The organism is Nostoc sp. (genome assembly GCF_036917575.1).
Classification (GTDB): domain Bacteria; phylum Cyanobacteriota; class Cyanobacteriia; order Cyanobacteriales; family Nostocaceae; genus Nostoc.
Genome location: NZ_JBALDC010000033.1, coordinates 1 through 13,270, shown reverse-complemented (window position 1 = coordinate 13,270; position 13,270 = coordinate 1). Strand labels below are relative to the sequence as shown.

General features: G+C 41.7%; 10 protein-coding genes and 1 pseudogene. 7 read left to right on the top strand and 4 right to left on the bottom strand.

Going from position 1 to position 13,270, the window contains the following annotated elements; translation table 11 throughout:
• The first annotated feature begins 88 nt into the window (after nucleotides 1-88).
• The 4 genes and pseudogenes from V7K79_RS07765 to V7K79_RS29950 form a co-directional block, all read left to right on the top strand.
• A complete protein-coding gene (locus V7K79_RS07765) occupies nucleotides 89-1,501 on the top strand; it encodes a right-handed parallel beta-helix repeat-containing protein (protein WP_335046280.1) in 1,413 nt (470 codons plus the stop codon).
• 241 nt (nucleotides 1,502-1,742) lie between these two features.
• Nucleotides 1,743-2,741 (top strand): helix-turn-helix transcriptional regulator, encoded by a 999-nt coding sequence (locus V7K79_RS07760; protein WP_335046279.1) that lies wholly within the window; start codon nucleotides 1,743-1,745, stop codon nucleotides 2,739-2,741.
• 98 nt (nucleotides 2,742-2,839) lie between these two features.
• Nucleotides 2,840-5,518 carry a TonB-dependent siderophore receptor gene (locus V7K79_RS07755; RefSeq protein ID WP_335046277.1) on the top strand — a complete coding sequence of 893 codons (2,679 nt, stop codon included), beginning with the start codon at nucleotides 2,840-2,842 and terminating at the stop codon, nucleotides 5,516-5,518.
• Nucleotides 5,519-5,703: 185 nt separating this feature from the next.
• Nucleotides 5,704-5,976: pseudogene (locus tag V7K79_RS29950) on the top strand (hypothetical protein); the annotation flags it as partial.
• On the opposite strand, the gene V7K79_RS07750 reads toward V7K79_RS29950, so the two are convergent.
• The 4 genes from V7K79_RS07750 to V7K79_RS07735 all read right to left on the bottom strand — a co-directional run bounded on the left by V7K79_RS07750 (nucleotide 5,900) and on the right by V7K79_RS07735 (nucleotide 9,934).
• On the bottom strand, nucleotides 5,900-6,586 hold the full coding sequence (locus V7K79_RS07750; protein WP_335046275.1) for a phosphate ABC transporter permease: 687 nt from the start codon (nucleotides 6,584-6,586) through the stop codon (nucleotides 5,900-5,902). The pseudogene V7K79_RS29950 and the gene V7K79_RS07750 sit on opposite strands and share 77 nt — an antisense overlap.
• A gap of 39 nt (nucleotides 6,587-6,625) precedes the next feature.
• Nucleotides 6,626-7,462 carry a 4-hydroxy-tetrahydrodipicolinate reductase gene (dapB, locus tag V7K79_RS07745; protein WP_335046273.1) on the bottom strand — a complete coding sequence of 279 codons (837 nt, stop codon included), beginning with the start codon at nucleotides 7,460-7,462 and terminating at the stop codon, nucleotides 6,626-6,628.
• 484 nt (nucleotides 7,463-7,946) lie between these two features.
• Nucleotides 7,947-8,717 (bottom strand): 3-methyl-2-oxobutanoate hydroxymethyltransferase, encoded by a 771-nt coding sequence (panB, locus tag V7K79_RS07740; protein WP_335046271.1) that lies wholly within the window; start codon nucleotides 8,715-8,717, stop codon nucleotides 7,947-7,949.
• Between the two features lie 98 nt (nucleotides 8,718-8,815).
• Entirely contained in the window at nucleotides 8,816-9,934 is a 1,119-nt protein-coding gene (locus tag V7K79_RS07735) for a ligand-binding sensor domain-containing protein (RefSeq protein ID WP_335046268.1), read from the bottom strand.
• A gap of 800 nt (nucleotides 9,935-10,734) precedes the next feature.
• Between V7K79_RS07735 and V7K79_RS07730 the strand changes: the two genes are divergently transcribed.
• The 3 genes from V7K79_RS07730 (at nucleotide 10,735) to V7K79_RS07720 (ending at nucleotide 13,058) form a co-directional block, all read left to right on the top strand.
• Nucleotides 10,735-12,165: a form I ribulose bisphosphate carboxylase large subunit gene (locus V7K79_RS07730; RefSeq protein WP_335046266.1), complete on the top strand. Its 1,431-nt coding sequence runs from the start codon at nucleotides 10,735-10,737 to the stop codon at nucleotides 12,163-12,165.
• A 100-nt stretch (nucleotides 12,166-12,265) separates the two neighbouring features.
• Nucleotides 12,266-12,673 carry a RuBisCO chaperone RbcX gene (gene rcbX, locus V7K79_RS07725; RefSeq protein WP_334715181.1) on the top strand — a complete coding sequence of 136 codons (408 nt, stop codon included), beginning with the start codon at nucleotides 12,266-12,268 and terminating at the stop codon, nucleotides 12,671-12,673.
• Nucleotides 12,674-12,719: 46 nt separating this feature from the next.
• Nucleotides 12,720-13,058, top strand: coding sequence for a ribulose bisphosphate carboxylase small subunit (locus tag V7K79_RS07720; protein WP_335046263.1), 339 nt, complete (start codon nucleotides 12,720-12,722; stop codon nucleotides 13,056-13,058).
• The last annotated feature ends 212 nt before the right edge of the window (nucleotides 13,059-13,270 follow it).

Genomic DNA, 13,270 nt, shown 5'->3' with positions numbered 1-13,270 from the left:
ACCCTTGATGCCAAATAGTATTTTAATGGACTGACATATCCTGATATTATATTTTTGTTAAGTAGTGCCTAGAAAGGAGCCTTTTGTTATGGTAATTCGAGGTTTCAGGTTAAGCGCATATCTTGCAATTCCCGTGGTATTAGGTCTTTTGGTTGAGCGAGAAAGGATAAAAACATATTTAGTTGAAAACATTCCTCAGATATTTACTAACAAACAAATTACCCTATCTAGCCATCAGCTAATTAGCAGTAGGACAACTCCGAAAACATACTATGTTAGTGGTACTGGAAATGACAAAAATAGCGGACTCTCTAGTTCATCCGCCTTTCAAACAATTCAGAAAGCAGCAAATCTGACTAACCCTGGCGATACAGTATTGATTATGAACGGAGTGTACAGGAATGCAAAACCAGGTGGAGACGTAGTATCTATTACTCGCTCTGGAACAGCAAATGCATGGATTAAGTTTAAAGCATATCCTGGACATCGACCGAAAATTCAACACAATGGATGGCATGGAATTTTGATTCACAAGGCAGCATCATATATTGAGATAAATGGGTTGGAGGTGATCGGAAACAATGCCAACATAACCCTTGATTATGCGATGAGTCAGAAAACTAATAAAGTAAACCCGCTAACGAATGGAAACTGCATTAATGTAGATGGGCGAAAAGATGGTCGTAGTCACCATATACGCATTGTCAATAACAAAGTACATGGCTGTGGAGGAGCAGGCATTTCAGCCATTGAATCGGACTATGTGACAATAGATAATAACGAAGTGTTCGATAATGCTTGGTACAGCGTTTATGGTTGCAGTGGCATTTCGATGTTAAGCAATTGGAATTCTGACAACAAGCGGGGATACAAGATGTTTGTTACTAACAACAAAACCTACAACAATCGTATGTACATCCCTTGGATTGCAGTTGGAAGGATTACAGATGGTAATGGCATTATTATCGATAGTACAAGAAATCAAGATAACTCAAAATTGGGTGCATATAAAGGATATACTTTAGTTAAAAATAATCTTACATTTAATAATGGTGGATCGGGGATTCATGCATTTTTTAGCGATCATGTTGATATTATAAATAACACAGCTGTTTTAAATAATCAGAGTCCAGAACTTAATGGTGGACAAATATTTGCTCATACATCATCTGATGTGAAAATTCTTAGGAACATTTTCTATGCTTTTCCTGGGAAAAATATTAATAATAAGACTAAAAATAAAAACGTTATCTATGATTATAATATCTACATCAATAGTTCTAAAATAAATGTTAAGGGACCCCACGATATTGTTGCAGACTCACAATTTTTAAACAAGTATCCCACTCTCGAAAGAATATCTGGTGATTGGAAATCGCGGTTAGATAAACAAAATCCGCCTACACGGTCTTATGTAGAATCTGAGTCGGCAGGTATTGCCTGTGGGGCAGTGACTTATCGTTTGCAAGGGAAACTTATTAAAGTGGGATGCTCTCGTTAGTAACAAGGTAGGAAATTCAGGGTAGGAGAGATAGATTTATCCCAAATCCGAAAGCTCGAACCTCCTGTAGCAATTTTGTACAAATATACGCCAAATTATCTAAAGAAGAAACTGCATAGATATGAAGTAGTTTCCCGTTCGCGTAGCGTCTTCGACAGGAGAAGCGGGAACCTAAAATCAAATAGACAAATTTTAATGAGATATTTCTTATTAAGAGCTAAGTTTTTATCTCAAGATCGCTATGACAATCACCCTTTCCCAGCAAGCCTTTGATGAACTATTTGAGGAGACAGTGGAACGTTCCCAACACCCAGATCCAGATGATATGTTGGATATGGTATACAAATATCCGCGACGGCTGGGACAAGGTTACTGGCGGAGAATTGAGTTGCGCCAAGGGTTGGAGTTGATAATTGGCAATTTGCAAATGCGCGATCGCATGATTATTCTACAGCCAGAACAGGAACATGATTGGTTAGAGTATCACTTTCATTTTTCTGGAGAACATCACGATCAATACAGAAGTGTTGGTGCAGGCGAGTATAGTTTCGTAGGAAGTGGACTAGATCCCAAGCAAACGAGTGATTGTTCGGATAAAAACTCCTTTCTGGAGGTGAATATCCTGATGCAGCCTGAATCACTATATTCTTTTGTTGCCAATCAACAAGGACAATTACCCCAAGCGTTGCAACCGTGGATTCGGCAATCTGATCAGACATCTTACTGCAATTGTGGAACTGCAACACCTGCTATGCAGACTGTTACACGGCAAATTATCGAGTGTCCTTATCAAGGAATTGCCAAGCGGCTGTATTTGGAAGGTAAAGCTTTAGAGTTGATGGGAATGTTAGTTGCACAGGAGATAAAAATTAAGGATGGTAATAACCACCCTCACACTTTGAAGTCGGATGTAGTAGAAAGAACTTATCATGCCAGAGATATTCTAGTGAAACGATTAAGTAATCCGCCTTCGCTTATGGAATTGTCAAGGGCAGTAGGTTTAAACGACTATCTTCTCAAACAGGGATTTCGTCAGGTATTTGGCACAACAGCTTTTAGTTATTTACATCACTATCGCTTAGAACAAGCGCGTCAACTCCTAGAAACTAGAGATATAAAAGTGTCAGAAATTGCTAATATTGTTGGCTTTATCAGTCACAGTTACTTTACCACCGCCTTTAGGAAAAAATTCGGTTTTTGTCCTAAGCAATATCAAATGCAGCAGAAAAAATCCGTCTAGCGATAAAAAAAAATCCGTCTAGCGATAAAAAAGGCTTCACCTTACACCAGATATTTGAGTAATGTTTTTGAGAATTACTTTCAAATTTGGTGTGAGCAGTGTTGAATTTGTGGCAGCGTAGATGCGTAGCAACTTGTCGGCAGACATCGCTTTTTTTAGCGAGTGTATTTTGTCTTCTAGATATACAAGCGGTGTGGGCAAAATCCCCCTTCCTGACAAAAGATGACACCGAAACTACTTTAACTTCTCTACAAATAAAAGATGAGAAATCTTCCATCCGTCGAGTTAGAGATTTAGAGAGGGTTTCAACTCGTGTAGCAGATTTGTTTGCTCAACAACCAACTAATACCCCAGCTATCTCAATAACAGAAGTGAAGGCAAATCCTACAGACAAAGGTGTAGAGATAATTTTACAAACCTCTGTTGGACAACAACTGCAAGTCATCAATCGTAGTACGGGTAATAATTTTATTGCCGATGTATCTGGCGGACAATTGCGTTTACCATCGGGTGAAGCTTTTGCGTTTCGTTCCGAAAAACCGCTTACGGGAATCACTGAGGTCACGGTAACGAATATTGATGCAAATACTGTAAGGGTAACGGTGGTAGGCGAGAAAACTTTACCGACGGTTGAGTTATTTGATGATAATGCCGGGTTGGTTTTTGGGATAAATTCTGCTGCAACAGCGATGCAACCATCACAAACACCGCCAACCCAAGAACAGCCACCAAGTGAAACACCCCAAGATGAACCAGCAGCACAACAGGATCAGCCGATTGAATTGGTGGTGACAGGAGAGCAAGATGGGTATCGTGTACCAGATACTACAACTGGAACAAGAACTGATACACCTTTAAGAGATATTCCCCAATCGATTCAAGTAGTACCACAACAAGTGTTACGCGACCAACGAATTAATCGTTTAGATGATGCGCTGAGAAATGTTGCGGGTGTAACTCCAGAATTTACTAATGGTGCGAATGTTTATTATAGAATTCGCGGATTTGAGGCATCGAATAATAATTTGCTCAGGAATGGATTACCCGATCCTGGAGTTGGAGATGCGGTTGAACTTGCCAATGTTGAGCGAGTCGAAGTCCTCAGAGGTCCAGCATCCGTGCTATTTGGCTTGGGTAATCCAGGGGGAAGCATCAATATTGTCACTAAACGCCCTTTAAGTGAACCTTTTTATGCCATTGATGCAACTGTTGGCAGCTATAGTTTCTACAGAGGCGCGGTCGATCTCTCTGGACCGTTAAATGACTCGAAAAGCTTTTTGTATCGCCTGAATACAGCCTACAGAAATTCAGGTAGTTTTCTTGATTTCAACAGTAGTGAAAACTTCAGCATTTCACCTGCGTTCAGTATGACAATTGGTAAGAGAACGAATCTGAATTTAAGCGCAGAATACATTGAGAGTAGAGATTCTGGACTAGGATTTGGTGTACCGATTGTTGGCAGCACATTACCAAATCCTAACGGTAAAATACCGCGTAATCGTAACCTGACTGAACCGACTGATGAAGCAAACGGAACAACTACAAGAATAGGATACGAGCTAGAACATAAATTTAGCGACAATTGGTCTTTGAGAAACGCTTTTCGGTATGGTTTTAATAGTTACTATATCGCACAAACCAGACCTGAAACTTTGGATACAACAGATAACCGAACTATTAGCCGTTCTTTCTCAATATATGACCAATATTTCACGAATTATACTCTCACAACAAATGTTGTTGGCAAGTTTTCCACTGGTTCAATTGAGCATCAGCTTTTATTCGGGGTTGATTTGAATCGTTATATCAATGCAACACCAAAATATGTATCTTTTGCTGCTGCATCGATTGATATATTTAATCCTGTTTACGGTCAACCAATAGGGGAATTGAATTTTGAAGCTATTAATTCATCCACAACAGATTCATTAGGAATTTTTATTCAAGATCAAATCGCCATAACAGAAAGTTTGAAGGTGTTGTTGGGTGCGCGGTTTGATACTTTTAATCAGACATCTGAAGATTTGCTTGCTAACATAGAAACCACTAAGTCAGATAGCGCTGTGAGTCCTCGGTTTGGAATTGTCTATCAACCCATAAGAGCTATTTCGCTGTATGCCAGTTATATCAGTTCATTTACTCCAGCACAAGGCACATTTCTTTTTGGTGGTAGTTTGCAGAGCGCTTTTGACCCAGAACGGGGTAGACAGTATGAGGTTGGTGTCAAAGCAGATTTCAACGACCGACTTTCAGCAACATTGGCTTTCTATGATTTGACTCGTACTAATGTCCTGGTAGACGATCCCACTACAGGTTTCCAAATCCAAACGGGTGAGCAAAACAGCCAAGGGATTGAACTAAGTGTAACGGGGCAAATTTTGCCAGGTTGGAATATTTTTGCAGGTTATGCCTATACTAATGCGCGTATTACTGAGGATGCTACGTTTCCAGTTGGAAACCGTTTGCCCAATACCGCAGATCATGCTTTTAACGTATGGACAACCTACGAAATTCAACAAGGTAATTTACAAGGGTTAGGATTTGGTTTAGGGTTGTTTTTTGTAGGCGATCGCGCTGGAGATTTGGATAATACTTATTATGTACCGAGTTCTCCTCGGACTGATGCAGCAATTTTCTACAACAGAGATAGATTTAGAATCGGACTCAACTTCAAAAATTTATTTGACGTAGAGTATTTTGAAAATACGTATTTTGGCGGTCGTGTTGGTTATGGGCAGCCCTTTACAGTTCAAGGAACTGTTTCTTGGCAGTTTTGAGGTTGATCGTAACAAGGGCGATCGCACTTACAGCAGAATTCAGAATTAAGGAGTCAGAATTCAGAAGTAAAATAGCCTTTATGCCTAGCTTTGAGACGAATGAAGTGTACTTCATCTACTTGAAATCTGCTGTAAATTAAATCGCGTTTAAATAGCTTTTTTACGGGTGCGATCGCTGGCTCGGATTAACTGCTGGCATTCTTTTATGTATCGCCGGTGTCACTGGTAGTATTTTAGTCTTCTGGCATGAAATCGATCAAGCGATGCTGGTGTGGCAATTCGGTCAGCTGATCCCGGTTGGGGAGTCTTTGTCCGTGAGTGCGATAGGCTTTTTTCTGGCTACTTTTTGTCTAAGTCCCAAAACCTATACTAATCACTTCTTCAATCTTCTACTCTCCGACGCTGCCTACGTGGCTTTTGTTGTTGATCTTCACGCAAGCGGCGACCGACTTCGTTAAAGAAATCCCGCCGCAGATAAGGATAATCGCTAACCCACAGTTCACGATTGGGAAAGTATATATCGCTGAATTCTTCAATGCTGCTCAAATCTGAGCGATTTGACATCACTACCATTTCTGCAATTTGACCGCGAGTAATAACTTTGTGGGCAGGACGCAATGGTGCTACAAACTCAATGCTAAATCCTGTATCATCACCTATCTCTAAATTTATCTGTTTTTCTCGGTTTTCTACAATCACCAATTCGCCTTTGTTGTTGACTGTTTCGGTTTTACCCATCAATTGGTCTGTAATCCACCAATCTAGAACTCGACCACGGAAAAAGCCGCCGTACTTGTAACGGCGGCATTGTAAATTCCGCATACTTGCTTGAAACACTGGATACCACAACCAAAAAAAAGCGCCAATTACCCCTAGCACAAATACTATTGAAGCAAACTCAAGCTTGAAAATAACTGTTACAAGCAAAATAACAACTATCGCAACTACAGAAATTAACAGCCGTTGCAAAAAATTTGAGAACTTCCCCCAGTAGTACTTGTACTGCAAACCAGTGGCAATTAGGGGGACAACTTGTTCAAATTTCTGGCGAGTCAGTGGTACTAACATGAGTCCTAAGTAATGAATGCCCGATAGTGTGTTTAAAGTTTAAAGTATCTTTTCTAATCCATATATTAACGACTTTAGCGTTAAGACTTTGCGAATCGCTAGTAGCACTCCTGGCATATAACAAGCGCGATCGCTCGTATCATGTCGTAAAGTATAAATCTGTCCTGCTGCGCCAAAAATCACTTCCTGATGGGCAATCAATCCCGGCAAGCGGACGCTATGAATTCTAATTCCTTCATCTGCGATACTGCCCCTCGCTCCTGGTAATTTCTCCGTTTCTTCTACAAGAGCAGGGTTAAAAGTTTTACCCAACTCTCCTAATAACTGCGCTGTTTGAATGGCAGTACCACTGGGAGCATCAGCTTTTTGGTTATGATGTAGTTCAATAATTTCCACATGGTCAAAATATTTGGAAGCTGCGATCGCAGCTTGTTGCAACAGTACCATCCCAATGGAAAAATTAGGAATAATTAGACAACCAGTGCTAGCTTTGTCAGCAAAATCTGCCAAGTCTTGAATTTGTTCTGGACTTAAGCCAGTAGTGCCGACTACAGGACGAATCCCGTAAGCGATCGCACTGCGAATATTGTCATAAACTGAATCGGGATGGGTAAAGTCTACAATCACCCCTGGAGGAGACTGTCTGTCACCAGCCACATACCCCAACATCGGTTCTAATTGATTGGTAATCGGCACTTCCAAAGGTTCGCTTAAACCTGCCAACTCCCCAGCGTCTTTATCTTGATGTTCCAAACTGTAGTCAATTGCACCCACTAGGTTTAAGTCAGGCGCTTGTGCCACCGCCTTAACCACTTCACGGCCCATTTTGCCAGCAGCACCGTTAACAATAACCGGGATAGGAGCTTGATTTGTCATAGGTCGAGAAATACTTTTTGAGTCAACAAGGGAATTGTAAAGACTTTGGCGCTCTAGTAGCTAGCTTCTCAAATTTCTGGCTTAATTCCACCTACCCGGAATTGTGCAGCTAATCGCTTAGTTTTTCTACTCCCTAAAATATCGGTTCTTGTTTTCATTGGACTATCTTAGCCAGTAACCCGTTTTATTTGCCGATTCGTACTGCTTTGATAGGTAGTTCTTATATTCTATATAAGTCTTTGTTTGTCAAGTCTAATTGACCATTTGTAAGATTATTGTTATATTTATTTACATAGCTTAGTAAAGCCCAAAAGTAACCTGCATAGCTAAAATTGCACCTTGTCTATTACCTATTTGCATTGGGTGTTAACTAAGAAAAACAGACTTCGGTATTGCAATATTCCATCGACATTTGAACTTCTCCCATCTACCTCGGCTATCAAGTCGGGGTTTTTTTGTTCTCATCCTTATTTCCTTAACTTTTCTAAGGAAACTTCCGCTCGCGCACTTCCACAGCATAATCTTGCACGGCTTTGGTAATCGTCTGGCGCAAATTTGTGTAAACTTTGGCGAATGGTGGATGCTTTTCTGCCAGTCCAAGGACATCTGAAGTAACTAAAACTTGTCCATCGCAGTGAATTCCAGCACCGATACCAATTGTGGGAATACTCAATTTTTGTGAAATCTGCATTGCCAAATCTGCGGGGATATGCTCTAACACTAAAGAAAATACACCCGCTTGTTCGAGAGCGATCGCTTCAAGTAAAATTCTCTCACTGGCTTCTTGGGTTTTTCCTTGTTGTCGCAAACCCAGTTGATGTATTGATTGCGGTGTCAAACCCACATGACCCATGACCGGAATTCCGGCTTCTACTAAACGAGCTACAGTTTGAGCGATCGCTGGATAGCCACCTTCTAATTTTACCGCTTGAGCGCCCGTTTCCTTTAGTACCCGCCCAGCTGAGTGCATTGCTTGTTGAAGACTTTCTTGATACGTCAAAAAAGGTAAATCTACAACTACTAATGCTTGTTTAACTCCACGGCGCACGGATTTGGCGTGATATATTATTTCATCCAAAGTTATCGGCAGTGTTGTTTCATACCCTAGAACTACTGCCATAGAGTCACCTACAAGGATTAAGTCTACACCAGCTGCATCGATGAGTTGAGCGATCGCATAATCCCAGGCGGTCAACGCGACAATTGAACGTCCCTGTTGTTTCCATTGAATTAATTGCTGGGTAGTGATTGCCATTTTTTGAGTGCTGAGTAGTGAGTGCTGAGTTAGAAGTTAAAAGTTAAGAGTTTTGAATTTAAAAAATTTTTAACTCATAACTTTTAACTCTTAACTAATCATTTAACGGCGCGACTGAAAGCGATATGGGGTTTTGCACTATCCGTTTTGGGCATTAACCAAGCTAGACCTTCACTAGTACCAATCCATAATTTATTGCCGATGTCAGGTGCAAGGGTAATAACCCGACTAGAAGGAAGTCCAGCAACTTCTGGGTCTAATACAGCTCCTGTATTTGGATTTAATCGTAACAAACCATTATTAGTCCCAACCCAGACACTACCATCTTTTGCAAAACGTACTGCTGTCACGTCACGCCCGCGCAGACGAGTTACAGACCGCAACACTGCACCAGTCTTTGGGTTAATAACTAGCAAATTATTTGGCATTCCCGCCCAAATTAACCCTTCTGGACTAATAGCTAAAGCTTGTACAGTTGTCCCTGGTAAATCGGCTATTCGCTTCATAATCGCAGCACTAGCAGTATTTACCCGCACCAATCCATCAAGAGTACCAACCCACAATTGACCTTCAGCATCTAAAGTCAGGGCGTTGGCGCTGACACCAGGCAGATTTTTTAATGTTGTCATAATTAAGCCTTGGTCGGGACTAATCAGAGCTAAACCGCTATCGGTTCCAGTCCACAAATAACCCCGTTTGTCAAGTAACAGTGACAACACCCGTTTAGAAGGCAAAAATAAATTTTGTGCAGTGATTTCGTTAGTGCGGGGGTCAACTCGAACCAGTCCCTCATAACTTCCTACCCACAAACGTCCTACTTTGTCTTGGGCTAAAGCACCAATGGCAATATTTGGTAAGCTAACACGAGAAATAATCTTGCCGGTTTTAGGATCAATCCGCGATAGTCCGCGCCAAGAACCTACCCAAAGATTACCCGTAACATCTCCTAGTAAGTTACCAACACGATAATCAGTTTTTGGCGAATTTTCTTCAACTCCTCGCTCATCAGGCAAAGGTTCTACTCGCGGTGGCGGTGGGGAAGGTGGGTAAGCGGGGGTTACATCAGATGAATTAATGTCTGGGGTTTTTTGTGCCCATCCCATATTTGGCAAAGCTATCAACCCCAGCAAGATAGAAGTAATCAATAAACTAGTACGCTTGTAAAACAATACCACGGTGACATTTCCTTGAGAGACAGTACCCATAGCATTTACCATTTACCTAAACTGGCTTTGGGTTAATTTCAGTGTTCCCCTAGCTGAAATTTTTTAAACATTGAAGATTGGGATTGGGGATTGGGGACTGGGGACTGGGGACTAGGGAATAGGAAATAAATATTCAGGAATACTTTCTCATTACCCAATACCCATTCACCATTGATGACATTTTGTAAAGCTTTTGTAACAAAAAGTTTAAATCTTTATGTAATAAAAAAATTAAATAGATAAGTTAAAAACTTTCAAAGAATAACTTATCGAATTCTTGATATATTGTGGAATAAGTTACAAATTACGTGGTGTGCGATTTTTTATCTTTACACTCACGACTCTGCTAAATCTGTGTCAAATAAATTATTTTCTAGTATCTTTATCCATCAACGGAGAAGATACACGGAGTGTAAAGGCGGGAATGAGTGCCAGCCAGCCTAATCCCCTGAATACACCGATTTATAGGAAAATTATCTAAATCAAGCCGCAAAAAGCGGAAGTTTTGGTGAAATTGAGAAGGTTTAGTTAGGTGTGAAGAAGAGGTAAAAAAGAATTTTGATTTTTAGTAAGAGGGAACAGTAGAAGCGCTAGGTCGTGTACCCCTAGAAGGGGATAACACTGGTGAGGAGGGCTACCACCGCTACCAAAGTGTCCGCCGCAAAAAAACTATTACCCTTTGCCAAAAACAACCCTTCACAAAAATTTTTCCCGTTATTTTCCCCAATAAAGGGGAAAAAAATGGGGTGAAGGGAAGTTGCACAAAACGTGATTTGATAATTAAAAAGAGTGATTTCAGGGAAGGATAAAATATGTCTTACGCTCAAACGAGGACTCAGAGCAAATCTGGGTATCAAGCCGGGGTTCAAGATTACAGATTAACTTATTACACACCCGATTACACACCAAAAGATACCGATCTTCTAGCTGCGTTCCGCATGACACCTCAGCCTGGTGTTCCTCCCGAAGAAGCAGGTGCGGCTGTAGCGGCTGAGTCTTCCACGGGTACTTGGACAACTGTGTGGACAGATTTGCTCACCGACCTCGATCGCTACAAAGGTCGTTGCTATGACATCGAACCAGTTCGGGGCGAAGACAACCAATACATTGCTTATGTTGCCTATCCTTTGGACTTGTTTGAAGAAGGCTCTGTAACCAACGTATTGACCTCAATTGTTGGTAACGTATTTGGTTTCAAAGCTCTGCGGGCACTGCGTCTAGAAGATATCCGTTTCCCAGTAGCTTACATCAAGACCTTCCAAGGGCCTCCTCACGGTATCCAAGTTGAGCGCGACAAGTTAAACAAATATGGTCGTCCTTTGCTGGGTTGTACCATTAAGCCGAAATTAGGTCTTTCCGCTAAAAACTACGGACGCGCTGTATACGAGTGCTTGCGCGGTGGTTTGGACTTCACCAAAGACGACGAAAACATCAACTCTGCACCATTCCAAAGATGGCGCGATCGCTTTTTGTTCGTAGCTGAAGCTATCAACAAAGCTCAAGCTGAAACCGGTGAAATTAAAGGTCACTACCTAAACGTCACCGCCCCCACCTGTGAAGAAATGCTGAAGCGGGCTGAGTACGCTAAAGAACTCAAAATGCCCATCATCATGCATGACTACCTCACCGCAGGTTTCACCGCCAATACCACATTGTCTCGTTGGTGTCGCGACAATGGTATCCTGCTACACATTCACCGTGCTATGCACGCTGTAATTGACCGTCAAAAGAACCACGGTATCCACTTCCGTGTATTGGCTAAAGCCCTACGTTTGTCTGGTGGTGATCACATCCATACCGGTACAGTAGTTGGTAAGTTGGAAGGTGAGCGCGGGATTACAATGGGCTTCGTTGACCTGTTGCGTGAAAACTACATTGAGCAAGACAAGTCTCGTGGTATTTACTTTACCCAAGACTGGGCTTCTCTACCTGGTGTAATGGCAGTTGCTTCTGGTGGTATCCACGTATGGCACATGCCCGCGCTGGTAGAAATCTTTGGTGATGACTCTGTACTACAGTTCGGTGGTGGTACTCTGGGGCATCCTTGGGGTAACGCTCCTGGTGCAACCGCTAACCGCGTCGCTTTGGAAGCCGTTATTCAAGCTCGTAACGAAGGCCGTAACTTGGCTCGTGAAGGTAACGATATCATCCGCGAAGCTGCCAAGTGGTCTCCTGAACTGGCTGCTGCTTGCGAACTGTGGAAAGAAATCAAGTTCGAGTTTGAAGCAATGGATACCGTCTGATCTAGGTTAACAGTTAAGAGTTAAGAGTTAAGAGTTAGGATTTGCATTAATTCATAACTCATAACTCATAACTCATAACTCTTCAGGGCTGGGGTCAAGCATGAATCTTAAGCAAATTGCGAAGGACACAGCCAAAACTCTCCAAAGTTATCTGACTTATCAGGCTTTAAGGACAGTGTTGGCACAGCTAGGCGAAACTAATCCGCCATTAGAACTTTGGTTGCATAACTTTTCGTCTGGCAAAATTCAAAATGGTGAGTCATACATTGAGCAACTGTTGCGAGAAAAACCAGATTTGGCTTTGCGAATCATGACTGTCAGGGAACATATTGCGGAAGAAATTGCAGAATTTTTACCGGAAATGGTTCGCACTGGCATTCAGCAAGCCAACATGGAACAGCGTCGCCAGCATTTAGAACGAATCACACAAATAGATACATCTAACCCCAGTCTGCAACCAGAACAGCAAGCAACTTCAGATCCGAATTTGGATAACTTATCCAATTAGTTCCGTCAACCTAGTAGTAAAAAATCGCAACCCATTATCAAAAGCTATGCAAACTTTACCAAAAGAGCGTCGTTACGAAACCCTTTCTTATCTGCCCCCCCTCTCTGACGCTCAAATTGCCAAGCAGATCCAATACATTTTGAATCAAGGTTACATTCCAGCGATCGAGTTTAACGAAACTTCTGAGCCAACAGAATTATATTGGACACTGTGGAAGCTGCCTCTGTTCGGTGCTAAATCTACTCAAGACGTATTGAGCGAAGTTCAAGGATGCCGTTCTCAATTCAACACTAGCTATATTCGTGTTGTGGGTTTTGACAACATCAAGCAGTGCCAAATTCTCAGCTTTATTGTTCACAAACCCAATAAAAATAGCAGATACTAAATCGGCAAAGCTCTAAGTAATTAGTTTATCTCCATAGGAGAGGTGGAATTATCTGCCTCTCCTATTTACTAGCTTTTTTTGAAAAGTAGAAAAAAGCAGAAAAGAACGCAACGCGGCGTGGGAGCATCCCACTTTGGCGGATATACCTTTTCTGGGAGAATGTATGAGAATACACAAGCCGTCCGTCTAAAGCATGAACCCGGAAAAACAAG

Excerpts from the sequence above, each read along its gene's own strand:
- V7K79_RS07765 (WP_335046280.1), top strand. The coding sequence starts at position 89 with ATGGTAATTCGAGGTTTCAGGTTAAGCGCATATCTTGCAATTCCCGTG.
- V7K79_RS07760 (WP_335046279.1), top strand. The coding sequence starts at position 1,743 with ATGACAATCACCCTTTCCCAGCAAGCCTTTGATGAACTATTTGAGGAG.
- V7K79_RS07750 (WP_335046275.1), bottom strand. The coding sequence starts at position 6,586 with ATGTTAGTACCACTGACTCGCCAGAAATTTGAACAAGTTGTCCCCCTA.
- dapB (WP_335046273.1), bottom strand. The coding sequence starts at position 7,462 with ATGACAAATCAAGCTCCTATCCCGGTTATTGTTAACGGTGCTGCTGGC.
- panB (WP_335046271.1), bottom strand. The coding sequence starts at position 8,717 with ATGGCAATCACTACCCAGCAATTAATTCAATGGAAACAACAGGGACGT.
- V7K79_RS07735 (WP_335046268.1), bottom strand. The coding sequence starts at position 9,934 with ATGGTAAATGCTATGGGTACTGTCTCTCAAGGAAATGTCACCGTGGTA.
- V7K79_RS07730 (WP_335046266.1), top strand. The coding sequence starts at position 10,735 with ATGTCTTACGCTCAAACGAGGACTCAGAGCAAATCTGGGTATCAAGCC.
- rcbX (WP_334715181.1), top strand. The coding sequence starts at position 12,266 with ATGAATCTTAAGCAAATTGCGAAGGACACAGCCAAAACTCTCCAAAGT.
- V7K79_RS07720 (WP_335046263.1), top strand. The coding sequence starts at position 12,720 with ATGCAAACTTTACCAAAAGAGCGTCGTTACGAAACCCTTTCTTATCTG.